Consider the following 24657-nt stretch of genomic DNA (forward strand, 5'->3'; position numbering starts at 1 on the left):
TTTCGATTGCGGTGGCATAATGTTGAGATTGCTGGAGCGGCTGGGTCTCCGTTTCGAGGATGCCGTCGAGGAGCGGCGTTTCGTCGACCATTACGTCCGCGGCAGCACAGCCTGGACGCAGATCGCGATGCTGCTCGGCGCCCTCACCTTTGCCGGCTACACGCTGTGGGACTGGGTGCTCTATCCCGAGATCGTGCCGACCACGCTCGCGATCCGCGGCGGCACCGCCGTGCTGGTGCTGCTGCCGCTGACGGCGCTGCTGTCGACATCAGCGCGCCGATGGGCCGAGCCGATCCATCTCATTTATTGCGTCATCCCCGGCTGCGTGCTGCCGACCATCTACTGGGTGCTGCCGTCGGGCTTCACCTACTCCGCGGCCGGCATGATCATCGTCATCCTGTTCGTCTCCACCATGCTGCCGCTGCGCACCGGCTCCTACGCGATCTTCTGCGCGACGAGCTGGAGCGCGCTGGCGGTGGCCGAGAGTCTCGCGACCGAGCCGCTGCCGCCGGGCCTGCGCTTCATCGATCATTCGCTGGTCGGCAATGCCTGCCTGCTCTCGCTCTATGCCGTCGGCGCGCGCGAGTACCAGGCGCGCAAGCAGTTCCGCACCGCGGAGGCGCTGCAGCGGGAGAAGGAGCGCTCCGAGACCTCGCTGCGCGATCTGCATGCGACCCAGGCCCATCTGGTGCAGGCGGAGAAGCTGGCCTCGCTCGGCCAGCTCGTCGCCGGTGTCGGCCACGAGGTCAGCACGCCGCTCGGGCTGGCGCTGACCACGTCGACGGCGATGGAAGACGACGTCGAGGCGATCGCGCGCATGCTTGGCGGCGGCCCGGTGCGGCGCTCGGATCTGGCGAGGGGCGTGGCGCGGCTGCAGCAGGGCCTGCATCTGACGACGCAGAGCCTGCACCGGGCCTCCGAGATGGTACACAGCTTCAAACAGGTTGCCGTCGACCAGGCCAACGAGGAGCTGCAAACCTTCGAGCTGCAAAGCTGGATGACCGATCACGTCGCCAAGCTCCGCCCGCTGCTGGCGCGCCAGGGCCTGACGGTCGTGCTCTCCTGCCCGGAGGGCATCGTGCTCACCAGCTATCCCGGTGCACTCGGACAGGTCATCAGCATCCTCGCCTTCAATGCGGCGACGCATGCCTATCCCGGCGACATCAGCGGCGTCCTCACCGTGGAGGTCGCACAGCCCGGCGATGATTCGGTGCGCATCGTCTGCGCCGATCAGGGCGTCGGCATGCGCGACCAGGTTCGCGGGCGGGTGTTCGACCCGTTCTTCACCACGCGCCGCGAGAAGGGCAATGCCGGCCTCGGCCTGCACATCGCCTTCAACCTCGTGGCATCCACACTCGGCGGCCGCATCGAGCTCGACAGCCAGCCGCAGCAGGGCACGCGCATCACGCTGGACATTCCGCTGATCGGACCAGGCAAGCCGGCCGAGCTGGAACTCGCCGCCGCACAATAGACTCGGCCGCGCGCGCATCAACGACCGGTCCCAAGCGTTGAGAGTCCTCGACACGCAGTCCCGGAAAACGAGACCAGCAGCGCTCCGTCCGCGGCTTGGGTGGAGCGCTTATCGCGCATCATATCGTGCACGATCATGAATCACTCCGCGTCGATCGTGATCATCAAATGCGCAATGCCGCAGAGACGCCGCGACCTGCGCATCTCCGAACCAATTAGAACAATTCAACACCGCATGGCTTAGAGCAATTCAATCCGGCGCGTTGTGTCTTTCGCTGCACTGCGTTGCTAGACGTCGCATCAAGCTGACCGTTCCCTCGAACGGTGCGACGTGGAATTGCCGTGAACGATGACGAAGTGTGAAGGCCGGCGCGATGCGCGCGCTCGTACCGGGATGCGTGGCGCGATTGCGCTCGTGAGTGCTCTGACCGCAGACCTCCTCTGGTCCCCCTCTCCCGTGTTTGCGCAGGCGACGCTGCCGCCGGTGACGGTCGACGTGCCGGCGCCGAAGCGCAAGCCTGCGAGCGCCGCCAGCGCGCCGCAGCGCCAGGCGCGCGCGCTGCCGTCACGACGCGCGATGCCGCCGCCGCCGATGCCGACCCGCGCGGAACGCGCCGCGGCAGAGGCCGTAGTGCTCAACGCCGCCAAGCTCAACTACCGCGCCATGCCGAGCGCGACCACGCTGCGCAGCGGCGCCTCGCCGCTCGACACCGCGCAATCCGTCAATGTCGTGCCCGAACAGGTGATCAGGGACCAGTTGCCGCGCAACATCGACGACGCGCTCGCCAATATCAGCGGCGTCACCCAGGCCAACACGCTCGCCGGCACGCAGGACGCGGTGATGCGGCGCGGCTTCGGCGACAACCGCGACGGCTCGATCATGCGCAACGGCATGCCGCTGGTGCAGAGCCGCAGCCTCAATGCGGCGGTGGAGAGCGTCGAGGTGCTGAAGGGCCCGGCCTCGCTGCTCTACGGCATCATGGATCCCGGCGGCATCGTCAACACCATCAGCAAGCGCCCCGAGCTTTATCAGCACGGCTCGGTGACGCTGCTCGGCTCGGCCTATGCCAACAACAGAACCGGCGCCGACGGCACGATCGACGTCACCGGCCCGATCGGCGACGGCGGCCTCGCCTATCGCTTCATCGGCTACGGCGTCAGCGAGGATTACTGGCGCAATTTCGGCCGCCATCGCGAGATGCTGGTGGCGCCGTCGCTCGCCTGGTACGGCGACACGACCACGGTCCAGCTCAACTACGAGCATCGCGAGTTCATCGCCCCGTTCGATCGCGGCACCGCCTTCATAAATGGCGCACCGCTCGCGATCCCCGCGACGCGGCGGCTCGACGAGCCCTTCAACAACACATGGGGGCAGTCCGACCTGGTCCAGGCCTCGGTCGAGCAGAAGCTCAACGACGATTGGAAGCTCACCGCGGCCTACAGCTACAACACCGAGAGCTCCAGCGCCAACCAGCTGCGCATCACCACAATCGATGCGAAGGGCAAGGAGACCCGCAGCAACGACGGCACCTGGGGCTCGCTGAGCCGGGTCAGCTACGGCACGTCCTACATCCAGGGCGCCTTCTGGCTCGGCGGCCTGCGCAACGAGGTGCTGTTCGGCGGCGACGCGCAATATCGCACGATCTATCGCCAGGACCTGATCCGCGACAAGGTCACGAGCGTGTTCAATGTCTACAACCCGGTCTACGGGCTGATCCAACCCGGCACGCTGGTCTCGGCCAGCGACAGCGACCAGACCGACAAGCTCGGCCAGTATTCGCTGTTCGTGCAGGACACGCTGCATCTCACCGACAAGCTCTCCTTCGTCGGCGGCGTCCGCTACATGGACTACGAGCAGATCGCCGGCCGCGGCCGGCCGTTCAAGGCCAATACCAACGTCGCCGCCGACACCGTGCTGCCGCTCGGCGGCGCCATCCTCAAGCTGAACGAGCAGGTGTCGCTCTACGCCAGCTACACCAAGAGCCTGAAGCCGAACTCGACCATCGCCCCGCTCACCGGCGGCGTGGTGCTCGGCTCCAACATCGCACCGGAGCAAGGCACGGCGTGGGAGACCGGCTTCAAGTTCGATCTCGACAAGAGGCTGTCCGGCACCGTCGCGGTCTACGACATCGACAAGCAGAACGTGCTGGTGTCGCAGACCAATGCCAGCAACGTCGTCGAATACACCACCGCCGGCAAGGTGCGCTCGCGCGGCGCCGAGGTCGACGTCACCGGCAAGATCGCCGAGCACTGGACGATGATCGGCAGCTACGGCTACACCGATGCCAGGGTCACGGACGACCCGGTCTATCGCGGCAACCGGCTGCAGAACGTCGCGCTCAACACCGCCTCGCTCTACCTCGTCTACGATTTCGGCACGGCGTTGCCCGGCCAGCTCAGGCTCGGCGGCGGCGCGCGCTATGTCGGCGACCGGGCCGGCGACGCCGCCAACAGCTTCGTGCTGCCGTCCTACGTCGTCGCCGACGTGTTCGCGAGCTACGAGACCAGGCACCATAACCTGCCGGTGATCTACCAGCTCAACGTCAAGAACCTGTTCGATAACGTCTACTACCCCTCGGCCAACAGCGCGCTGACCGTCGCGGTCGGCGATGCGAGGCGGGTGTCGCTGTCAGCGACGATGAAGTTCTGAGCCAAGGAGAAGCGTGCGTGACGTCCTTCCGCATCAAACCGGCGCTGCTGCAGATCCACTCTGTCCTGGGTCTTGCGGCCGCGCTGATCCTCTCCCTCATGGGCATCACCGGCGCGATCATGGGTTTCGAGGACGAGATCCAGGCCGGTCTCAACGCCAAACTGTCCCACGTCGCGCCGCGTACGGAAGCGCCGCTTTCGCCCGCCGAGCTGGTGGCGCGGCTGCAGGCTGATCCGGCGCTCGGCAAGGTCTCGGCGATCACGCTGTCGCGCGATCCCCTGGCGGCCGTGCGCGTCCGCTTCGCGCGCAATGAGGATGGCGGCCGGCCCTCCTCGCTGCTGGTCGATCCCTATGACGGCCGCGTGCTCGGTGAGCCCCGCGGCGAGGCGTTCTTCACGACCGTGCGCCACCTGCATCGCTGGCTGCTGCTGCCCGGCGACGGCAACGGCGCCGGCCGCCAGATCACCGGCGCCGCGGTGCTCGGACTCGTCGTGCTGCTGATCACGGGCCTCCTGCTGCGCTGGCCCCGCCGGGCGAGCAGCGCAGCACTGTGGCTGAAGCCGCAGCTCGGACTGAGCGGACGCGGCCTGCACCGCTCGCTGCACAGCGTGATCGGCACATGGGTGCTGCCGGTGTATCTGGTGATCGCGCTGACCGGGCTGTCCTATTCCTACGCCTGGTACAAGGACGGCCTGACCTGGCTGCTCGCGCCGGCGACATCAGGAGCGCCGATGCCGGGCAAGGCTCCGCGCGAGGGTCGCTCCGGGTCTGCAGAAGCAAAGCCTGTCGCGCTCGATCTGGTCTGGGCCACGTTGCGTGAGCAGATCGGGGATCGCTTCGCGGTGATGCAGCTCACCTTGCCGGCGGGCGCCGGCGCGGCGGTGCGCGTGCGCGCCTGGCCGAGCGAGGCGCATGACGGCCGGCGCGACGAATTCCGTATCGACGGCGCGACGGGCCGGCTGCTCGCGGCCGAGCGTTACGCCGACAAGACCGCCGGCGAGCGCGTGCTCGCCCGCATCCTGGATATCCACCGCGGCAGCATTCTCGGCTGGCCCGGCCAGCTCGCCTTCATGCTCGCCGCCGCGCTGATGCCGCTGTTCGCTGTCACGGGCACGCTGCTCTATCTGTCGCGGCGGCGCTTGCGGCGGCCGACGCAGTCGGCACGCGCTGTCCAGCTCGTTCCCGGCGAATGAGGCCGCGCGCTCAGGCTGCGGCGCGGGCATGCGACGCGCGCCGGATGGCGTTGGCCGCGATGATGACGTGCAGTAGCAGCGACAGGCCGAAGCCGAGGGCATGCTGGGCAGCCGTCGCCGGGATGGTGAGGACCGTCACGAGGCCGAGCGGAATGAACAGCACGATGCCGGTGACGAGGCCGGGATTGTAGCCACGGAAGCGCAGCGCCGGACCGATATGGCCGAGCGAGTTGACGAGCATCAGATAGGGCGCGACCAGCGCCCAGGCCGGGCCGGCGATCCAGGCGACATAGAGCGCAATCAGGTCGATGCCCCAGACCGCGCCGCAATTGACCCAGAGCACGTCGATCGTGGTCAGCGCCTCGCGGCCGCCGAACATCACGTTGTTGACGAAGCTGCGGAAGCGGTCGCCGGTGTGCTCCTCGACCTGATGGATCATGTAGCCCGGCGAATGCAGGAAGATCAGCAGCAGCGCGAGCGGCCAGTCGGCCGCCAGCAGCGGTACCAGCGCCAGCAGCGCTGCGGCCATGAACGCGGCACCGGCAACCCAGTGACGGGAGAGAAGGTCCAGCATCAGCGAGTGATGCGCGAGTCGGCTGAACTTGCCAAGCCGGGTTGCCCGGACACCGCCGCGCCGGGAGGCTGCGGCGTGATGACCTGTCGCAGCCTCCAAACCTTTCGGGGCGCGGCGCGACCTACTTGAGCAGCACCAGGCATTCGCCGGCCGGCGTGGCGTTGGCGCGGGCGGTGTCGCGATCGAACTTGCCGGCCATCACCAGCGGCCTGACACGCTCGACGATCACGTCCTTGACGACGCTGTCCGGGCCGATGGCAGGAGCTGCGACGTCGTAGATCTGCTTCGCCACGGGCGACAGCTTGGCGGCACAGCTGTCGGCGGCGGCGCGGTTGCCGGCCAGCGCGGCCTGCGACAGAAGACATTGGGAGACGGCGACGAATGTGACAAACGGGAATGCGACGCGCAGCATGGCAATCAGTCCTTCGTTCAAATGAGGTTCAGCCCGGCGCAAGCGGGCTCGGTCCGGAGCACATCCACTCAGTGTCCGGCCGCCCGCATGCGGGCTCTGATCTAACCCGAGCCGGCAGCAACGCCTACTCGATTTCGCCCGTCCGCCAGCCGAGGTCCAGACCGTGCAGCAAGCTCCTGAAATGCTTCGAAAAACCCCGGTGCAGAAGCGCACGCGGCAGACCCTCGACGTGATTTTCGAGGCAACCGCTCAACTTCTGCAGAGCGGCGGCGGCAAGGGCCTGAGCACGAACGCCATCGCCGAGCGCGCGGGCTTCTCGATCGGCACGCTCTATAGCTATTTCAGGGACAAGACCTCACTGTTGCGTGCGCTGGTGCTGCGCGAGTTCGCTCGACAGGAGGCGGAGTTCGGGGAGGCGCTGGAGGCGCATCGCGGGCTTGGACGCGAGGCGATCGTGCGCGCGGCGGTGCGCCAGGGCTTCGCCCCGTTCGCCGGCCGTCACCGTGTGCGGCGCTATCTTCTCGGTCTGCTGGGCAACGACGCGGAGCTGCAGAAGGCGCTGCACGAGATGGTGGACCGCATGACCGAACGGCTGATCGCGACGGTGGGATTGCGGAGCGAAGCGATGCCGGCCGCGCGCCGCTTCATCCTGGTCCGCGCTGCGCTGGGCCCGATCCGGGCTGCCGTCATGCGCGAACATCGCCTCGTCGGCACACGCGAGCTCGAGGACGAACTGGTGCGGCTGATGCTGTTCCTGCTGGAGCCGGATCCCGCCAAATCGTCATGAGGGCCGTCACGAGGGGCCGTCGGGCTTGGCGGCCTCCAGCCGCTCAGCGAGCTTCTTCAAGGCCTCCTCCGACGCCGGCCGGCTCTGGAACTCGCGGATGGCGCGCGACAGCTCCTGATCCGACATCGGATGAGCCGGCTGCTTGATGCGGCCGTCGGCAAGGGCGGCTGCGATGGTCTCGATATGCGGCCCCGCGCCACCGAACAATCGGCGGAGCCGGTTGAGGAACGCGATGTGGGGCACGGCTGTTCTCCCGATGCGGCGACCGGCAACCTTCGACCGCATCTGCTGACGGCGACCTTAGTCGGTAACGCCGGCTCCGTCGTCTCATTTGATACGCAACCCCGCCCGGACGGTAGGATTTTCATGGATGCGGACCGGATCGTCACCAACAAGCTCAGGGAGCATTCGAAACTGACCGGCGAGGACATCGCCGAGATCCGGAATTTCAGCTCCGCTTTGCGCGAGCTCGCCGATCAGGAGGACCTCATCCGCCAGGGCGACGAGCCGGACCGTTCCGTCGTCGTGATCTCCGGATGGGTGGCGCGCTATCACCTGCTGTCCGGCGGGCAGCGGCAGTATCTCTCCTTTCACATGCCCGGTGACTGGCCCGACGCCCAGTCGATCTTCCTCGACTGCATGGATCACGCCGTCTGCGCGATCGGGCCGGCGGTGGTGGCGAGCGTTGCGCACAAGGAGCTGACCCGCGCGATCAGCCGGCGGCCGACGCTCGGCTTTGCGATCTGGCGCGAGACGCTGATCGATGCGTCGATCTTCCGCGAGGCCATCACCAACAACAGCGCGCGGAGCAAGCCGGCGCGCATGGCGCACATGTTCTGCGAGCTGTTCTATCGCGCCCGCGCGCTCGGCCATGTCCGGCACGATCAGTTGCGGCTGCCGGTCAGCCTGGTGCAGCTCGGCGAGGCACTGGGCATCGCGATCGCGACGGTCAACCGCACGCTGGTCGAGCTGCGCGCCAGCCGCGCTGTCGATTTCCGCAGCGGCCTGCTGACGGTGCACGACTGGACGCGGCTATGCGCGATCGGCGAGTTCGATCCCAGCTATCTGCACCTGAAGAAGCAGCCGCGCTGAGGCACAGGTCTCAGCGCGGCCACTCACGTGGGCTCGCGACTCCCACCTTTAACGGTTGCGCGCGTCAGCTCAGGCGACCTTGGTGATGAGCTTGACCACGTAGGCGTAGGGCCCGTTCGGGCTCTTCTCGGCGATCCAGGCGCAGTGCCAGTCGGAGCCGTAGCGCAAGCCCGTGTCCCATCCCGAGCCGCCGCCGTGCTCGTTGTCCCACGACCAGGCCTTGCGGTCCTTCTGAGGATCGGAGGGGAAGCTGCTGCCGCTGTAGACGGAGATCTGCCCCTGCTGCGCGCGGAACGGCGAGTTCGTGCTCCACTTGAGCCACAGATTGCCCTGCTCCTCGTAGGACGTGAGCGACCATTGGTAGGACGCCGAGACGGTCTGCGGATTGGTGCTGGTGGCCGAGGTCTGCTCAATGACTGCCATGATTGTCTCCTTACAAAATGAGATGAAAAATCTTCACAATAGTGGCTGCCCAAAAGACAACCATTGATTGTATATCTGATAAAGCTCACCCCGACAACGTGCGCTGTTCGCACAACGCCGTGATCGCGCGGCAGGCGTGGCGTCCAGCCGAGGCCCACGCACTCAGATGCAGAGACCGATCACCTTGATGCTGAGGTGGCAGTCCTTGGAGGCGGACGCCGGCGGCTTGGCGCCCCAGCGCGTCGCCGGCTTGGCGTCGCCTTTCGCGGATCGGGTCGCGGCCTGCGCGACGACGGCCTTGGCCTTGCTCTTCGGCCTGTCGGTCTCGTAGTCGCCCGCGATCACCATCGCCCAATAGGTCCGCTTGCCGCTGGCGTTCTTTGCGCTGGCGATGCCGACCTTGGTCGCCTTGGGAAGCAGCAGGTTCTTGCGGTGCCCCGCCGAGTTGATCCACTGCCCCAGCGTCTTGTCGAAATTGTCGTAGCCATAGGCGATGTTCTCGGCCGCACGGCCGGCCTTCGACGGAGCCACACGGCGGGTGAAGGGACCGAGCACCTCGTGGCTGAGATCGTCCTTGTCGGCCATCGCGCGCGCTTGCTCCATCGCGATGCGGTCGAGCGTCGCGTCGCGCGTCACGCGGCCTTCGCCATGCGCGAGCCGAAACGCCGAGATCTGATCGGCCGGCGCGGAGTCGCCGGCAAATGCCGCATGGGCCGACAGCGCCAGCAGCGCTGCAACCAAAACCGCGCGAAAGCCGCGCAACGTGAAACGAAGCTCCCGCATGCTAGGACACGTGCTCATCAATCCGGAGTAGGTAACGGTCGCTCGATCCCGCTTTGATCCGAAGCGACGGACGTGCTGGACCGCCGCGGAACCACCCGATATGACAATGCCGGAATTCAGTCCAATGCGGGTGGTCGATACTTCTCTATTCTATTTCGACACTTTGTGCCAAGTCGGCGCAATCGTGCTGGCGGGCGCGGCCTCCGAGATCGAGAACGTCAGCCACGTGTTCCAGCCCGACGGCCGGTTGGCGGCGTCGAACTCGCCATATCCCTTCAGCCCCAGGAACGCCTGATTGCTGCCGATCTGGAAAATATATCCGATCTGCGGGCCAACGCCGAGGACGCGCGAGCGGAAGCCGCCGAGAGCGGCGGGCTGACCGAAGTCGTCGGTAATCTGCTGATAGGCGTAGCCAACGAAACCGACGAAGACCTGCTTCGACAGGAACTGCGACACGCCCCAGTCGAGATGGAAATCGATGCCGCTCTGGTACCGGGTATCGGGATTCTTGAAATTGTAGGTCAAGCCCCCGACGGCTGAAAATTCCGTGCCGGTCGCCGGGTTCAAATAAGTGTAGCCGCCGCCAAAGTCGATGGCGCCGTGACCGATGCCGATGTTGGCCAGCCGGTTCCGACTGTAGTCGCCGACGGGAATATCGCCGGCGCCGTAGACCATGATGTTGTGGACGCCGTTATTCCACTTCAGCTTCACGGTCGGATAGAGATCTCCGTAAGAGACGAGTGCGTCTTCGAGGAATCCGGTGCGCGTGCTGACGATCGGACCGGCAACCGTCGTCAACGTACCAGCGATGCTCGCGGAATTTCTGCCGTAGACGCTGGCCAGCGTCGCCGACAACTGGCCGCCGAGTACGGGCGTCGCAAACGTGTAGGTCGGCGCGATGAACATCAGATCGGCCTGGCCGCGCAAAGCCAGATTGAGATCGATGTTGACGGTTGGAGAAAATCGTCCGACCTGGAACTCGCGCGACGCCGCGGCCGCGCCTGAGGCACCCACGCTCGTATGGTAGTAGATGGCAGCCACCGACCAGCCCGGCGTGGCAGGCGTTGCGGCGAGGCTGCCGTACAATCCCGGCAGCCAGAACGAGATGCCGCTCTCATCGGCATGGGCGTCCAGAGGCGAAAAAGAAGCCACCGCGGCGGACGCGAAAACGCCGCTCAGCCACAATCGCAGGAAGCCGGACCTGCGTCCCGATCTATCGCGCTGCAATCGTAATCCCCCCACGCTCCCATTTCAGGCGGCATGCCTGAGTTGTCGTCGACGACTACGGCTTGTAGTCGCTCATCCCCCGTCCGGTCTTGTCGTAGACATTGAAACACTCGTCCGACATGATCGTAGCGATGCCACTTATGGGTACCTCGGTCAGATCTTTCTCAAGCGTCTTGATCCGGAACTTCCACCCGAGAACCTCGGCTCCACGGTGCTTGCATTCTGCCCGACGGCCCCCCCTCAGCTTGAGGCCAGAAGGATCGTCGCCAGATTGGCTATTTGCATTGCACGCTCCTTCTCAAGGGACCGATCACTGACCTGGCGAGCACGAAGAGCGCATCAATCGGACAGTCCTTTCTTCAAAGCCGCTGCCTTGCGGGCTTGGACGGCTTCTTCATTGTCGGCCTTCTTCATACCCACTAGATCGATCGTCACCTTGCCGATCTTGCCTGTGAACTTGAACGGCACCTTGTAGGCCTCGGTAACAGGTGTGCCTTCATCGGCACCGACGTCTGCGCCTTCGTCCGCGGAGTAGAAGCAGCATTGGGTTCGTTCGATCCGGCCGGTCGCGACGGTCTTTCCGTTCACGAGGATCGTACCCACGCCACCCTTGCCCAGGCCGCCACCGTCATAAGCGAACTCAAAGCGCAGTGCGGCTTTGCCTGCCGGAAGAGCCTGCTTGGCGGTTACGGTGTATCGCTGCAGACCGAGAAAATTATACGTGTAGGTCGGCTTTCCGTCCTTCAGGTAGAAGGTCCAGCCACCGAACCGTCCGGCCTGAGCGATGATGACGCCATTGGCTCCGCCCTTCGGGATGTCCAGATCGGCAGTAATGGCGTGCGATTGGTTCTTCAGGTTGATGAAGACATTCTCCGTCATCCCGATCATGCCTTCGTAGACCGTCAGGCTGGTGCGGCCGGCCATCAGGTCGGGACGTCCGACCAGCGCCGCGTTGGTGCGCTCCAGGGTGCGGTCGTCGAGCGGCAGCACGTTGTATTTCACTGCTTCCTTCAGGAACAGCTCCTGCATCTCCTTCAGCTTGTCCGGATTTTTGGCAGCCAGATCGTTGCTCAGGCTGAAGTCCGATCGCGCATCGTAAAGCTCCCAGATATCCTGCTGGAGCGGCCGCCGCGGTTTGGTTTCCCAGGCCGCCCGGTGCACCGTGCCGGCAAGCCAGCCGTCGCTGTAGATCGCGCGGTTGCCGAAGATTTCGAAATACTGCGTCACATGCCTGCTCGGCGCCTTGGCGTCGGCAAAGCTGTAGGCCATGCTTACGCCTTCAATGGGAGTCTGGACCGTTCCATTTACGCTCTTGGGCTCAGGCAGCTTCGCTGCTTCGAGAATGGTCGGCACGATGTCGATGACGTGATGCCACTGCGGACGAAGCTCACCTTTCGCCGCGATCCCCTTCGGCCAATGGACGACCATGCCGTTGCGGGTGCCGCCATAGCTCGAGGCCACTTGCTTGGTCCAGGTAAACGGAGTGTCGCCAGCGACCGCCCAGCCGGCCGCGTAATGGCCGTAGGTGTTGGGACCGCCGAGTTCGTCATAGTGCTTCAAGACGTCCTGGACGGTTTCCTGCACTCCATTGAAATAGGTCATCTCGTTGTACAGGCCGTTCGCGCCGCCTTCGGCGCTCGCGCCGTTGTCGCCGACGATGTAGAAGATCAACGTATTGTCGAGTTGGCCCGTTGTCTTGATGGCGTCGATCAGGCGGCCGATCTCGGTGTCGGTGTATTCGCCAAATCCGGCGAATACTTCCATCTGGCGCACGAACAGCTTCTTCTCGTCAGCGCTCAGCTTGTCCCAGTCCTGGATGGCGTCCGGCTTCGGGGCGAGCTTGGTATCGGGTGGCACCACGCCGAGCTTGATCTGCCGCGCCAACGTCTCCTCGCGCAGCTTGTCCCAGCCCTGATCGAACTTGCCCTTGTACTTGGCGATCCATTCTTTGGGCACCTGATGCGGGGCATGGGTGGCGCCGGGTGCAAAATACATGAAGAACGGCTTGTCCGGCGTCAGCGATTTCTCCGACCGCATCCAGTCGATCGCCTTGTCGGTCATGTCGGTCATGAAATGATAGTTCGGGTCCGTCGACGGCTCGACCTGGGTCATGCCATCGTAGATCAGCGGCGCCCATTGATTGGTTTCGCCGCCCATGAAGCCATAGAACTTGTCGAAGCCCTGGCGCGTCGGCCAGCGGTCGGTCGGGCCAGAGGGACTGACCTCCCATGCCGCGGTCTCGTGATTTTTGCCGAAATGCGCCGTGCTGTAGCCGTTCAACCGCAGCATCTCCGCGACGGACGCGACATTGTTGGGACGCTGACCGGTCTGTCCCGGGAAGGACGTCGCGGTTTCCGCGATCGAACCGAAATTGTTCATGTGATGGTTGCGGCCGCTGAGCAGCGCCGCGCGGGTCGGCGAACAAAGCGCCGTGGTGTGAAACTCGTTGTAGCGGAGACCCTCGTTGGCGAGGCGGTCGACCGTCGGCATCCTGATCGGGCCGCCAAATGCGCTCGACTGGCCGAAGCCCATGTCGTCGATGAGCACGATCAGTACATTGGGTGCACCGGCCGGCGCCTTGACTTCAAACCGCGGCGGCGGCGGCGCATCGCGCGCATCGAATACGGTGCTGTGTGGAGGGTTCGGTTCAGGAATCGGCAGAACCGATCGCTCGGTCGGCAACACAGCAGTCGGCGGCGCCGACTGTTGGGCCAATGCTGGAAGCACGAGTAGCGTCGTTAACGACAGCACCGACGCAGCCAACTTCATTCGCTTCATGATCACTGCCTTTGGATGAGACAATTGACAAATGAGACAATTGACACGGCTTCTCGCTGCCGGAACGATCCTGCCCGCAAACCGCGCGGGCAATGACGTTCGGCCGGCCCAACCGGCTCGCGGAGAGCGATAATTCTATAATTCTAGCGTCTGCCGACGCGATTGACCGGCCCGCCTCGATTCATCGGCGTTCCCCGCACGCGCACGCCTGGGGCCACCACGGCGCGCGCCACCGGGCGGGGCCGCAGCACGACGCCGGGCCTGACGACGCAGCCGACGGGATACTCGACATACTGACAATACACCACGGCACTTGCCCTTTCGGTGCTCGCGGCTACGAACCCCGTCACCAGCAACAGCCCTGTCAGGGCAACTGATAATTTCATCTTGGCATCCTCCCATCAGATAATTCATCATCGGCCCCTCCGGGAGGCACACCTTGATGCAGGTCAAGCAACCTTGGCAGACATTCCTGCATGTGCGGAGATGACCGACGGAGCAGCTTGATCGCAAGCTCACCAATTTGGGGCGTGAGGTACAAGCGTTGACACGCAGGCCGCCAAAAGCCGGCACGAAGGGACCGCGGAAGGGATCCGCCGCGGCCCCATCACCGGCTGCGCCGGCGGATCGGCTTGCTTCCGGCGAAACGGCCTTCTCCAGGCGCGCGATCTGGATAGCAGTAGCGGTCACGATCGCGCTCGTGCTGGTGGTCGGCATGGTTTTTCATCTCCTCAAGGCCGACGGACCGGCCTCCACGGCGCAGGCCTCATTCGTCGCCACCTATGTGGGCAGCGAAAGCTGCGCCGGCTGCCATCAGGCGGAAGCCAAATTATGGGATATTTCGCAGCACAAGGCCGCGATGGCGCACGCGACCGACAAGACGGTGCTCGGCGATTTCAACAAGAGCTTCGACTACTTCGGTGTGCATTCCCGCCTCTTCCGCGATGGCGGAAAATTCATGGTCGAAACCGACGGGCCCGACGGCAAGCTTGCCGTGTTTGAGGTGAAGTACACGTTCGGTGTCGATCCGCTGCAACAATATCTCGTCGAGTTTCCAGATGGGCGCATCCAGGCGCTGCCGATCGCATGGGACGGCCGGCCCAAGGACAAAGGCGGCCAGCGCTGGTTCCATCTCCATCCCGAGGAAGAGATCAAGCATGACGACGTCCTGCACTGGACCAAGCTGAACCAGAACTGGAACTTCATGTGCGCGGAATGCCACTCGACCGGCGTGCGCAAGCATTACGACGCCGCGACGGATCGCTTCGCGACGACATGGGCCGAAATCAGCGTCGGTTGCGAGACCTGTCACGGTCAGGGCTCCGCCCACGCCGCCTGGGCTCGTGACAAGCAACGCTGGTGGCCGTTCGGCAAGCACGAGGATCCGAGCAAGGGATTGCTGGTCCGTTTCGACGAACGGCGCGGCGTCACCTGGCCGATCGATCCGCGGAGCGGAAATGCGACGCGTTCAGCCGCGCCGGCCGCGTTGCGAAAGGAGATCGAGACGTGCGGGCTATGCCACGCGCGCCGTGCCGGCTTCAGCGAGGACTGGGCACCCGGTCAATCGCTGTCCCAGACCCACATTGTCGAGGCGCTCGCGCGGACCACTTATCATGCCGATGGCCAGATCCGCGATGTGGAGGAGCCCTACAACTATACGCCGTTCAAGCAGAGCAAGATGTTTGCCGCCGGCGTGACCTGCAGCGATTGTCACGAGCCGCATGGCGCAAAGCTCCGAGCCTCCGGCGAAGGCGTTTGCCTGCAATGCCATGCGTCCGAAAAATACGCCGATGCGAAGCATCGCCATCACGCGGGCGCCGATCCGGCGCCGACCTGCATGTCGTGCCACATGCCGGCGCGCACCTATATGCAGATCGACCTGCGTCACGATCACGCCTTCCGCGTTCCGCGCCCTGATCTTTCGGTCGAGCTGGGGACCCCGAACGCCTGCAACGACTGCCACAGCGACAAGCCGGCGCAATGGGCCGCCGCCGCGATCGAGCAATGGTTCGGGCCCGACCGAAAGGGCTTCCAGACCTATGGGCCCGCGTTCCGCGCAGCACGCAGCGACCAGGCCGACGCCGCCGCGCTGCTTGGCCTTCTGGCCGCGGACAGGAACGCGCCGGCCGTGGCGCGTGCGAGCGCGCTCGGCGAACTCGCCTCGCGCATCGCTCCGGCGAGCATTGCGGCCGCACGGGCAGCCCTGGCCGATCCCGATCCCATGGTGCGGATCGGCGCGCTGGACATGCTGGAAAACGTGCCCGCCGGCCAGATCTGGCCGCTGGTTTCGCCGCTGCTCACCGATCCGGTGCGTGGCGTGCGGATCAGGGTCGCCTCCCTGCTCGCTTCCGTTCCGACCGCAAGCCAGCCGCTGCCCGATCGCGCACGCTTCGATCAGGCGGCACACGAATTCATCACGGCGCAGCGCGCCAATGCCGAACGGCCCGAGGCCCGCACCGCACTGGCAAACTTCCTGGCCTTGCGCGGACAGATCGGGGACGCAGAGACCGAGTACAAGGCAGCCCTCAGACTCAGCCCGCACTATGCGGCGGCCGCCATCAATCTGGCCGACCTCTATCGCCAAATTGGCCGCGACGGCGACGGAGAAACCGTTCTGCGCGGAGCAATTGCGGCATCACCTACCGACGCGGCCGCGCATCACGCACTCGGCCTGACCTTGACCCGGCTGAAGCGGCACGACGAGGCGCTCGCCGAGTTGCGCAGAGCAACCGAACTCGAACCGGGTCGCGCACGCTATATCTATGTCTACGCGGTGGCGCTGCATTCCGGCGGGCGAGCCGACGAAGCAATGACGGTCCTAAAGGAAGCTCTGGAAAGCCATCCCAGCGATAGGGACGTGCTGTCCGCACTGGTTTCGCTCAGCCGCGCGACAGGCGATGCAAAGGCGGCGCTGGGCTACGCCGAAAGGCTCGCAATCATGACGCCGGAGGACCGGAATCTGGCGGCGTTCATCGGCGAGATCAGGCGGCAGATTGACAAGCCAAACTAAGATAGCAGGCTCTCCTGCTTAAGCTCACAAAGGGCGCCCGAGAACCTCAAATGGAGCGAGCGCGAAATCGACGCTGAAATGACCAGGGACACAACAAAGTCGAACGGTTCCTCAATGCGATCAAGCACTGTCGGCGGATCGCAACGCAACCACCTCGATCGGGTAGACATCGATCGCCGGCTCCTCATAGGGATGCGCAGCGCGGATCGCCTGTAGCACGGCCTTCAGCCGGTCCTCGACGCAGACGGTCTCGATGCGCTCCTCCTCGATCGTCTCGAGCTGGCCGACCGCGCCGACGGCCGGGTTGGCGCCTGCCAGCGGACGAAACCGGCCCACGCCCTTCGCGGTAAACGAACAGTGGTCGTAATTGCCGATGCGGCCGGCGCCGGCCTCGCCCATCGCGCGGCGCACGGCGTCGCCCGCCGCTTCAGGGACATAGACGACGATCTTGTAGGTCTTCATGCTGGCCTGGATCCGGACGTCGATCACACGGCCGTTACCATCGCGTCGCCGCTGGCGCAATTTTCAGCGGGTCACAACCGGTCACAATCGCGAAAGCGCCGGCGCCGGTGACCAGCCATTCCGAAACACGCCTTGTGCGGCGCAGCAAACCCGATACTTATCGGTGATCTCTCCCGCATTCTCAACACCATGGAAGGCCCGCGCCTTGGCTGATACCAGTGCCGACACCATCGAGATCGTCCGTCACCGGCCGATGGGCTTCACCGAATTCGTCATCGTGGTCGCGGCGATCATGGCGCTCAATCCGCTGGCGATGGACATGATGCTGCCGGCGCTGCCGAACATCGGCGCCTCGTTCCATATCGACGTCGCCAACCGGCTGCAGACGGTGCTGACGGCGTTCGTCATCGGCTTCGGTCTCGGCCAGTTCGTGATCGGCCCGCTGTCCGACAGCTTCGGCCGGCGCCCGGTGCTGATCGGCGGCATGGTGCTGTATGCGGTCGCCAGCCTGTTCGCGATCGCCGCGCCGTCCTTCGAGATGCTGCTGCTGGCGCGCGCGCTGGAAGGTCTCGGCACCGCGGCGACGCGGGTGATCGCGACCTCGATCGTGCGCGACTGCTATGCCGGCCGCCGCATGGCGAGCGTCGTCTCGCTGGCGATGATGGTGTTCATCGCCATTCCCGTGATCGCGCCGTCGTTCGGCCAGGCGGTGATGCTGCTGACGCAGTGGCGCGGCATCTTCGTCGTGCTGACCTTGTACGGCATCGTCACGCTGCTGTGGACCGCCGCACGGCTGCCCGAGACGCTGCCGGAGAGCGAGCGCAAGCCGTTCTCGGTCAAAGAGATCGTCGGGGCCTTCCGCAACACCCTCACCAATCGCCAGACGCTGGGCTATGCGCTCGCGGCGAGCGGCATCTTCGGCGCCGTGCTCGGCTATGTCCTGTCCTCGCAGCAACTGTTCACCGGCGTCTATCATCTCGGCCACTACTTCCCGCTCGCCTTCGCGGCGATCGCGGTGACCATCGCGGTGGCCGGCTTCCTCAACGCCCGCCTCGTCGGGCGGCTCGGCATGCGCATGATCTCGCACGGCGCGCTGGTCGGCAGCGTCGTCATCGCGCTGGCCTGCTTCAGCGCGGCGATCCTCGGCACGCTGCCGCTGTGGCTGTTCATGCTGCTGTCGGCCGGCATGATGTTCTCGTTCGGCCTGATGTTCGCGAACTTCACCGCGCTGGCGATGGAGCCGCAGCGCGCCAATGCCGGCACCGCATCTTCGCTCTACGGCTCGATCACGACCCTGCTCGGCATGGCCGCCGGCGCCGTCGTCGGCCAGGCGTTCGACGGCACGGCATTGCCGTTCGCCGCGGGCTTCCTGGCCTGCACGTCGAGCGCGCTCGTCATCGTACTGATCACCGAGAAGGGCCGGCTGTTCCACGGCCAAGGCAAGCCGGTCTGACCGCCGCCGAGGGCCTCAAATGCACGGCCCCTGCCCGCGCTGCGGGCACAGCTTCAGCACGCTCGACAGCGTCAGCAGCAGACGCGCGCTGCGGGTCGTGTTGCCCGGCGCGCGGTAGCTGAGCGGCGCGGCGACGCCGAGATCGGCGCGCCAGTCGTTCGGGAAGGTAAAGCGCACCCCGGCGCCCGCCGAGGTCAGCGCGACGCCGTCGGCCGGCCGGAAGCCGTCGTTCCAGGCGAGCCCGGCATCGAAGAAGCCGTAGAGCTGATAGCTTGTGAGATACTGCCAGTTCGGTTTCTGCTCGAAGCGGACCTCGAACGTGCCGGCGACGCCATTGTCGCCGCTGATCTCGGCGCTGCCATAGCCGCGGCCATAGGCGAGGCCGCCGAGATAGAACTGCTGCGAATTGTACAGCGGACCCGAGGCGAGCTGGCCGGCGGCGGCGAGCTTCAGCGACCACGCCTCGGACAAGGTCTGATAGCGCGCGAACCAGCCGTTGAAGACCGAGAAGCTCGGCGAGGCGCCGGCGCGCGACGCGAGGGGATCGTCGAGCGGCGTCGCCCCGAACGCGTTCAGGCCCTGCCGGTAGGCCAGCGTCAGGTAGCTGTCGCCGCCGACATCATCCTTCCAGCGGTAGTCGGCGGTGAAGGTCAGCGTCCGGATGCGATCGCGATACCAGATGCCGAACAGGTCGCGCTCGGTCACGTCGCTGAAGGCGGCCGCGAGATTCAGCTTCAGCGAGGCGCGCTGCGACTGGATCGGCACGAGGCCGCCGCGCAGCTCGAGCGTCTCGGTCACCGTGTTGTCGTTGAACAGCCGTCTCCGGTCGCCCGGCCGGACCTCGCTGTACAGCGCGGAGGCGCCGACATAGGCGCCGTCGGTGCCGACCGGCACCTCATAGGACAGCCGGCCGAACGCGAGCTGGCGCGGATCTCCCGGCGTCGTCGACAGGTTGGCGGTGAGCGTGTCGCCCGGCAGCAGATAGGAATTGAAGGCGGCCGTGGCGTAGTTCTGCCAGGGACCGACGGTCGACGAGCCGAGATTGTCGACGCCGGCGAAGCCGTAGAGGTGCCAGGTCTGCAGCTCGATCACCAGGCGGAACCGGCCGGTGGTGCCGCCGATCTCCTCCAGTGCGGAATCGACCAGACGGACGCCGCCGCGGCCGTTGATCAGCAGCAACTGCCGCTCCAATGTCGCGAGCCGGGACGGCTGCTCGGCCAGCACGGGGCCGAGCATCGGCCTGATGCCGAACTCTTCCGCGCCGGCGCCCTTCAAGGTCACCTCGGTGATGCTGCCTTCGATGATCTGGATGCGCACCCGGCCATCATGGATGTCCTGCGGCGGTATGATCGCACGGCTGAGATGGTAGCCGGCGGCGCGGTACTGATCGCTGATCGCGGTCGTGATCGCCGCGAGGTCGGCCTGCGACACCGGCTTGCCGAGATAGGGCTGATAGCTCGCGGCGAGCTGCTCGGCGGGCAGCGCGGACGCTCCCGTCAGCGTGACGCCGCGCATGGTGAACAAGGGCTTGCGATCGCCGCCGCCCTGGGGCGCGAATTGCGGCGCACGCGGCCGCGGCGGCGGCTGCGTCGACCGCGACTGCTGCTCGTCGAAATATCGCTCGGTCTGCCGCGGATCGAAGCTCGGCTGGCCGACCTGCTGCGCATGGGCCGTCGCTGCAAACAGCAACGCCGACAGGGAAATGCCGGCGGCGATCGCGGTTCCGTGCAGCCGTCGCGAGCCGTGCGGTACGGCCGCGAAGTCGCGCCAACCCGCAGTCCTCCCAGTTCCGTCGACACAACCAGCGCGCATGCCTCGTTTTTAGTTTGTTAAGGTCAACGAAGCGTAAATGCGTGAGGAAAACACGGCTGCAACTCCTAAGGGTCTCTTGAAACATTTCGATTAGTTTCAAAAGCCGCCAACGATGCGAGTTCGTGCCATGTCATCCAAGCGCTTCCTGATACCGGGACTGATCGCCGCGTGCCTTTTCGGTGCGATGCCGGCCGCATTCGCGGCCGACGGTGAGCCGTGGCTGGTGAGCAAATCGTCCGGTGAGGTCTGGGTCACCACCCAGGGCGCAGCGCAGGTCTCGCTCGGTCGCGAGGACCCGCTGAAGCCAGGCGATACGATCCGCACCGGGCCGACCGGCCGCGTCCGCCTGACCCGCGGCGCCGAGACGATCGTGATCGCGCCGAACTCCGAGGTCGGCCTGCCCGCCGCGCCCAAGGACGGCATGGCGACGACCATCCTGCAGCGCGCCGGCTCGATCCTGCTCGACGTCGAGAAACGCAACGTCCAGCATTTCGAGGTCGAGACGCCCTATCTCGCCGCCGTGGTCAAGGGCACGCAGTTCAGCGTCACGATCTCAGGCCGCAGCACCAAGGTCGAGGTCAGCCGCGGCCAGGTGCAGGTGTCGGATTTCAAGACCGGCCAGATCGCCCAGGTGATGCCCGGTCAGGCCGCCACCGCCTTTGCGACCGGCCGCGCCGGCCTGAGCCTGTCCGGCGCCGGCACCTTCAGCCCGATCGAGCAGGGCCGCCCGCGCGCCTCCACGATCGATCGTGTTCCGGTGCCGCGCGACGGCCTGCAGGCGCCGCGCGAGGCCAAGGGCAGCGTGATCCACGCGCTGAACGCCGACGGCTCGGCCGCGCGCCCCGGTACAACGGTCGCCGCTCAGCAGCATTCTGCGGCCGCCTTCGGCAGCGCGAAGCCCGGCGTGGTGCGGATCTCGTCATCGATCGGCGAGGTCAACCTGAACATCCAGAAGGCGACACGCGGCCTCGCCCACGGCGCCCACACGCCGGCCGCCGGTGGAGGGCGAAGCACCGCCTGGAATGAAGCGCGCGGCAACAGCGGCAATGCGACGGGCAACTCGGCCACCGCAAGCGGCACGTCGGGAGATTCCTCGATCGCAGCCGCCGTCACCGCGGCGGTCGGTTCGCCAAGCGGATCCGCCAGCGCCAATGCCGCCGGAAATGGCGACGCCGGCAACGGCAACGCCAACGGTGGCAGCCGCGGCGGCAACAATGGCGGCAATGGCAACGGCAACAACGGCCAGGGCAACAGCGGCAACGGTAACAGCGGTAACGGTAACCGCGGTAACGGAAATAGCGGCAACGGTAACGGCAACAGCGGCGACCATGACAATGGCAATCATGGCAACGGCAACGCCCACGCTTACGGCCACAGCAAGAATTAGGGAGTCCCGATCGAGCGTAACGCCTGCGTCATGCGTCGTCATGGGGGAGCGCGGGCTTGCAGGGTTCCATGGCTCTGCGGTCGGAGCGGGATGAAGTTGGGATCACGAACGCGGGCGTCGACGTGGCACGCAGACATTCGGGAGAGGGCATGCTCAGGCGGTTCATGCCGCATATTCTGGTGGTCGTTGCGCTGCTGACGGTCGGCCTGTCGGGCGGCCACGAGTTGTTGAGCAACGCCCTCGTCGACCTGCGCTTACGCCTCGACAATCGCCCCGCCAGCGGCGAGATCGCGGTGGTCGCGATCGACCCGCGCTCGATCGAAGCCATCGGCGTCTGGCCGTGGCCGCGGACCCAGCATGCGCGCCTGCTGGAGCAGTTGCAGCGGGCCGGCGTCCGCGACGTCGCCTTCGACGTGGATTTCAGCACGCCGTCCGACGCGGCCGGCGATCAGGCCTTCCTGACCGCGCTCCAGAATGCCAAGAGCTCGGTCGTGCTGCCGACCTTCAGGCAGCTCGATGCGGCGGGGAAGGACACCGCCATTCACCTCAACCGGCCGCTGCCGCAGTTCGAGCAGCTCGCATGGTCGGCCTTCGTGAACATCGAAGTGGCGCGCGATGGCCGCGTCAGAAGCTACGCTTTCGGCGAATATAGCGAGACCGCCGGCGCGAAAACCTTCCTGCAATCCATGGGTGCGTTCCTCGCCGGCAGCGATGCTGTCAAGGACAGCTCTTTCCTGGTCGACTACGGCATCGATCTGTCGTCGCTGCCGCGGGTGTCGTATGTCGATGTCGTCCGCGGCGACGCGGCGGCGCTGTCCAGGCTCAAGGACAAGCGGGTGATCGTCGGCGCGACCGCCATCGAGCTCGGTGACTACTACAGCGTGCCGAACGGCCGCGTTCTGCCCGGCGTCATGCTGCAGGCGCTGGCGGCCGAGTCCATCATTCAGCACCGCACCCTGCTGTCGACGTCGACGACGGCCGCCGTAGGCGGCCTGCTGCTGATCGTCATCATCATGCTGGCGAGCTGGCGGCACCTCTCGGCGGCGCGGCGCGCACTGCTGATCGCCATGATCAGCGTCCTGATCGAGGCCGTGGCGCTGCTGCTGCACGACCGCTACGCCCTGGTGCTCGACACCTCGCTGCTGCAGATCGCGCTGGTCGCCTATCTCGCTGCCACGGCCCTCGACGAGATCGACTTCCGCGGCCTGCTGCGGCACGTCGCCGAGAGCCGTTTCGAGCGAATCGCGATGTCGATCGGCGACGGGCTGGTCTGTACCGACCGCGACCGGCGCATCACGGTGTGGAATCCGGGAGCTGTCGCGATCTTCGGCTACGGTGCCGACGAGATCATCGGCCAGCCCTTCGCGCGCCTGCGCGCCGACGGCAGCGATACGCATGACCTGTTTCCGCAGCAGGAGGCGGCGCTGCCGGCGACGTTGCTGCCCGGCGGAGCCACGATCGAGTTCGACGGCCGCCGCAAGGACGGCGAGGTGTTTCCGGTCGAGGCGAGCTTCTCCGCCTGGCAGGGCGCCGACGGCCTGCAATATGGCGTGATCCTGCGCGACGTCTCGGTGCGCAAGCGCAAGGCGGAGCGCATTCGTTACCTCGCCGAGCACGACACGCTGACCGGCCTGGTCAACCGCAACACGCTGCAGAGCGAGCTCGCCGCCATGATCGAGACCGCGGATGCCGCGGCCGACCAGGTCGCGCTGCTGGTGATCGGGCTCGATGCCTTCCAGCGCATCAACGACACGCTTGGCCATGCCTACGGCGACAGTGTCTTGCGCGCGGCGGCCGACCGGCTCCGCACCGAGATCGGCGGCATGGGCCGCGTCGCCCGGCTCAGCGGCGACGAGTTCGCCGTCGCCATTCCCTGCTCGGCCGTCGGCGGCACCGTGGCCGAGCTCGCCGATCATCTGTCGCATTTGTTCGAGGCGCCGCTGGACGCGGGCACGCGCCAACAGCGCGTCAAGGTCACCCTCGGCATCGCGGTGCATCCCGAGGGCGGGCACTCGGCAGACGAGCTGCTCAGCAATGCCCACCTTGCCCTCTGTCGCGCCAAGATGGACCGGCGGGGCAGCCACGTGCTGTTCGAGAGCGCCATCCGCCACGAGCTCGAGCAGAGATTGACGCTGGAGGCCGAGCTTGCGCTCGCCGTCGAGCGGAACGAATTCGAGCTGTTCTACCAGCCGCAAGTGGAGCTGTTGAGCGGCCGTGTGATCGGCGCCGAGGCGCTGATCCGCTGGCGCCACCCGACGCGCGGCCTCGTGCCTCCCGGTGATTTCATTCCGGTCGTCAACACCTCGCATCTGTCCGAGGCGGTCGCGACCTGGGTCATGGCGACCGCCTGCCGGCAGGCGCGGGAGTGGCAGCTCGCCGGCCACGACATCCGCGTCGGCGTCAACCTCTCGCCGTCCCAGTTCCAGTCCGGCGACCTCGCGGCCTTCGTCAGCAAGCTGCTCACGTCGACCGGCCTGTCGCCGCGCCTGCTCGAGCTCGAAGTCACCGAGGACATCCTGCTGCACGACGAACCCGGCGTGCTGCAGACGTTCAACCGGCTGCAGGCGCTCGGCGTCAGCCTGGTGTTCGACGATTTCGGCACCGGCTATGCGAGCCTGAGCTACCTGAAGAAATTCCCGCTCGACGGCCTGAAGATCGACCGCTCCTTCGTGCGCGACGTGCTGACCCAGGCCGACGACGCGGCCATCGTCGGCTCGACGGTCAGCCTGAGCAAGCAGCTCGGGCTGTCCGTGATAGCCGAGGGCATCGAGAACGCGGCGACGGCCGAGTTCCTGCTGCGGCTCGGCTGCGAGCAGGGCCAAGGCTATCACTTCGGCAAGCCGATGCCGGCGGCGGATTTCACGCAGCGATTCCTCGCGGTGGACGACGAGATGCGCCAAGCCGGCGCGGCGTGAGGCTCAGGTCTCACGCTCGAAGCTAACGCAGGTCAACCGCTCTCTCCGCCGTCATTCCGGGGCGCGCGCAGCGCGAGCCCGGAATCCATCGCCACAGGCGGTCGTTGGTGACAACGGCGCGCTGTTGCACGGACCTTGCTCCCTCGCAGGCGATCGGGGTTATGGATTCCGGGCTCGCGCTGCGCGCGCCCCGGAATGACGAGAGAGTGCAGGTGCACCTCGGCTTCTC

19 protein-coding genes are annotated in these 24657 nt (G+C 66.1%); 9 read left to right on the top strand and 10 right to left on the bottom strand.

Going from position 1 to position 24657, the window contains the following annotated elements:
• Positions 1–19: 19 nt before the first annotated feature.
• From ACQR0U_RS09400 to ACQR0U_RS09410, 3 genes are all read left to right on the top strand, one after another.
• The gene (locus ACQR0U_RS09400) at positions 20–1471 is read left to right on the top strand and encodes a sensor histidine kinase (RefSeq protein WP_316174208.1); all 1452 of its coding nucleotides are present in this window, start codon (positions 20–22) and stop codon (positions 1469–1471) included.
• A 348-nt stretch (positions 1472–1819) separates the two neighbouring features.
• On the top strand, positions 1820–4120 hold the full coding sequence (locus ACQR0U_RS09405) for a TonB-dependent siderophore receptor (RefSeq protein WP_316174210.1): 2301 nt from the start codon (positions 1820–1822) through the stop codon (positions 4118–4120).
• A gap of 17 nt (positions 4121–4137) precedes the next feature.
• A complete protein-coding gene (locus ACQR0U_RS09410; RefSeq protein ID WP_434872125.1) occupies positions 4138–5313 on the top strand; it encodes a PepSY-associated TM helix domain-containing protein in 1176 nt (391 codons plus the stop codon).
• A gap of 10 nt (positions 5314–5323) precedes the next feature.
• Here ACQR0U_RS09410 and ACQR0U_RS09415 read toward each other — a convergent pair whose 3' ends face one another.
• Together ACQR0U_RS09415 and ACQR0U_RS09420 are read right to left on the bottom strand one after the other, a co-directional pair.
• Entirely contained in the window at positions 5324–5887 is a 564-nt protein-coding gene (locus ACQR0U_RS09415; RefSeq protein ID WP_316226125.1) for an HXXEE domain-containing protein, read from the bottom strand.
• A gap of 121 nt (positions 5888–6008) precedes the next feature.
• The gene (locus ACQR0U_RS09420; RefSeq protein WP_315713297.1) at positions 6009–6299 is read right to left on the bottom strand and encodes a hypothetical protein; all 291 of its coding nucleotides are present in this window, start codon (positions 6297–6299) and stop codon (positions 6009–6011) included.
• 181 nt (positions 6300–6480) lie between these two features.
• Between ACQR0U_RS09420 and ACQR0U_RS09425 the strand changes: the two genes are divergently transcribed.
• Positions 6481–7086, top strand: a complete 606-nt coding sequence (locus tag ACQR0U_RS09425; RefSeq protein ID WP_316201766.1) for a TetR/AcrR family transcriptional regulator — start codon at positions 6481–6483, stop codon at positions 7084–7086.
• A 6-nt stretch (positions 7087–7092) separates the two neighbouring features.
• On the opposite strand, the gene ACQR0U_RS09430 is transcribed toward ACQR0U_RS09425, so the two are convergent.
• The gene (locus ACQR0U_RS09430; RefSeq protein ID WP_315825220.1) at positions 7093–7329 is read right to left on the bottom strand and encodes a hypothetical protein; all 237 of its coding nucleotides are present in this window, start codon (positions 7327–7329) and stop codon (positions 7093–7095) included.
• 123 nt (positions 7330–7452) lie between these two features.
• On the opposite strand from ACQR0U_RS09430, the gene ACQR0U_RS09435 reads away from it, so the two are divergent.
• Positions 7453–8178: a Crp/Fnr family transcriptional regulator gene (locus ACQR0U_RS09435; protein WP_316226126.1), complete on the top strand. Its 726-nt coding sequence runs from the start codon at positions 7453–7455 to the stop codon at positions 8176–8178.
• 69 nt (positions 8179–8247) lie between these two features.
• Here the strand turns inward: ACQR0U_RS09435 and ACQR0U_RS09440 are convergent, their stop codons facing one another.
• The 5 genes from ACQR0U_RS09440 to ACQR0U_RS09460 form a co-directional block, all read right to left on the bottom strand.
• A complete protein-coding gene (locus ACQR0U_RS09440) occupies positions 8248–8601 on the bottom strand; it encodes a hypothetical protein (protein WP_315713304.1) in 354 nt (117 codons plus the stop codon).
• A gap of 162 nt (positions 8602–8763) precedes the next feature.
• The gene (locus ACQR0U_RS09445; RefSeq protein ID WP_315752762.1) at positions 8764–9384 is read right to left on the bottom strand and encodes a CAP domain-containing protein; all 621 of its coding nucleotides are present in this window, start codon (positions 9382–9384) and stop codon (positions 8764–8766) included.
• A 150-nt stretch (positions 9385–9534) separates the two neighbouring features.
• Complete coding sequence (locus tag ACQR0U_RS09450; protein WP_434843110.1) at positions 9535–10536, bottom strand: SphA family protein; 1002 nt, start codon at positions 10534–10536, stop codon at positions 9535–9537.
• 414 nt (positions 10537–10950) lie between these two features.
• Positions 10951–13482, bottom strand: a complete 2532-nt coding sequence (locus ACQR0U_RS09455; RefSeq protein ID WP_434843111.1) for an arylsulfatase — start codon at positions 13480–13482, stop codon at positions 10951–10953.
• 50 nt (positions 13483–13532) lie between these two features.
• Positions 13533–13775 carry a hypothetical protein gene (locus tag ACQR0U_RS09460; RefSeq protein WP_315713314.1) on the bottom strand — a complete coding sequence of 81 codons (243 nt, stop codon included), beginning with the start codon at positions 13773–13775 and terminating at the stop codon, positions 13533–13535.
• A 314-nt stretch (positions 13776–14089) separates the two neighbouring features.
• On the opposite strand from ACQR0U_RS09460, the gene ACQR0U_RS09465 reads away from it, so the two are divergent.
• Complete coding sequence (locus ACQR0U_RS09465) at positions 14090–16399, top strand: tetratricopeptide repeat protein (protein ID WP_434872126.1); 2310 nt, start codon at positions 14090–14092, stop codon at positions 16397–16399.
• A gap of 120 nt (positions 16400–16519) precedes the next feature.
• On the opposite strand, the gene ACQR0U_RS09470 is transcribed toward ACQR0U_RS09465, so the two are convergent.
• Positions 16520–16861 (bottom strand): hypothetical protein, encoded by a 342-nt coding sequence (locus tag ACQR0U_RS09470; protein WP_434843113.1) that lies wholly within the window; start codon positions 16859–16861, stop codon positions 16520–16522.
• A gap of 205 nt (positions 16862–17066) precedes the next feature.
• Here ACQR0U_RS09470 and ACQR0U_RS09475 point away from each other — a divergent pair, with 205 nt between their 5' ends.
• Positions 17067–18314, top strand: coding sequence for a multidrug effflux MFS transporter (locus tag ACQR0U_RS09475; RefSeq protein WP_316174216.1), 1248 nt, complete (start codon positions 17067–17069; stop codon positions 18312–18314).
• 15 nt (positions 18315–18329) lie between these two features.
• Here ACQR0U_RS09475 and ACQR0U_RS09480 read toward each other — a convergent pair whose 3' ends face one another.
• Positions 18330–20126: a ShlB/FhaC/HecB family hemolysin secretion/activation protein gene (locus ACQR0U_RS09480; protein ID WP_434872127.1), complete on the bottom strand. Its 1797-nt coding sequence runs from the start codon at positions 20124–20126 to the stop codon at positions 18330–18332.
• Between the two features lie 127 nt (positions 20127–20253).
• Here ACQR0U_RS09480 and ACQR0U_RS09485 point away from each other — a divergent pair, with 127 nt between their 5' ends.
• Positions 20254–21513 carry a FecR family protein gene (locus tag ACQR0U_RS09485; RefSeq protein ID WP_316165999.1) on the top strand — a complete coding sequence of 420 codons (1260 nt, stop codon included), beginning with the start codon at positions 20254–20256 and terminating at the stop codon, positions 21511–21513.
• 149 nt (positions 21514–21662) lie between these two features.
• Complete coding sequence (locus tag ACQR0U_RS09490; protein ID WP_315713321.1) at positions 21663–24428, top strand: EAL domain-containing protein; 2766 nt, start codon at positions 21663–21665, stop codon at positions 24426–24428.
• The last annotated feature ends 229 nt before the right edge of the window (positions 24429–24657 follow it).

The sequence above is a fragment of the Bradyrhizobium sp. HKCCYLRH3097 genome, from assembly GCF_051167875.1.
In the GTDB taxonomy this organism is placed as follows: Bacteria; Pseudomonadota; Alphaproteobacteria; order Rhizobiales; family Xanthobacteraceae; genus Bradyrhizobium.

What these genes read in the sequence shown, in the direction of transcription:
- ACQR0U_RS09440 (WP_315713304.1), bottom strand. Translation starts at nt 8,601, where the DNA reads ATGGCAGTCATTGAGCAGACCTCGGCCACCAGCACCAATCCGCAGACC.
- ACQR0U_RS09420 (WP_315713297.1), bottom strand. Translation starts at nt 6,299, where the DNA reads ATGCTGCGCGTCGCATTCCCGTTTGTCACATTCGTCGCCGTCTCCCAA.
- ACQR0U_RS09425 (WP_316201766.1), top strand. Translation starts at nt 6,481, where the DNA reads ATGCTTCGAAAAACCCCGGTGCAGAAGCGCACGCGGCAGACCCTCGAC.
- ACQR0U_RS09460 (WP_315713314.1), bottom strand. Translation starts at nt 13,775, where the DNA reads ATGAAATTATCAGTTGCCCTGACAGGGCTGTTGCTGGTGACGGGGTTC.
- ACQR0U_RS09400 (WP_316174208.1), top strand. Translation starts at nt 20, where the DNA reads ATGTTGAGATTGCTGGAGCGGCTGGGTCTCCGTTTCGAGGATGCCGTC.
- ACQR0U_RS09435 (WP_316226126.1), top strand. Translation starts at nt 7,453, where the DNA reads ATGGATGCGGACCGGATCGTCACCAACAAGCTCAGGGAGCATTCGAAA.
- ACQR0U_RS09415 (WP_316226125.1), bottom strand. Translation starts at nt 5,887, where the DNA reads ATGCTGGACCTTCTCTCCCGTCACTGGGTTGCCGGTGCCGCGTTCATG.
- ACQR0U_RS09445 (WP_315752762.1), bottom strand. Translation starts at nt 9,384, where the DNA reads ATGCGGGAGCTTCGTTTCACGTTGCGCGGCTTTCGCGCGGTTTTGGTT.
- ACQR0U_RS09480 (WP_434872127.1), bottom strand. Translation starts at nt 20,126, where the DNA reads ATGCGCGCTGGTTGTGTCGACGGAACTGGGAGGACTGCGGGTTGGCGC.
- ACQR0U_RS09470 (WP_434843113.1), bottom strand. Translation starts at nt 16,861, where the DNA reads ATGAAGACCTACAAGATCGTCGTCTATGTCCCTGAAGCGGCGGGCGAC.
- ACQR0U_RS09485 (WP_316165999.1), top strand. Translation starts at nt 20,254, where the DNA reads ATGTCATCCAAGCGCTTCCTGATACCGGGACTGATCGCCGCGTGCCTT.
- ACQR0U_RS09490 (WP_315713321.1), top strand. Translation starts at nt 21,663, where the DNA reads ATGCTCAGGCGGTTCATGCCGCATATTCTGGTGGTCGTTGCGCTGCTG.
- ACQR0U_RS09405 (WP_316174210.1), top strand. Translation starts at nt 1,820, where the DNA reads ATGACGAAGTGTGAAGGCCGGCGCGATGCGCGCGCTCGTACCGGGATG.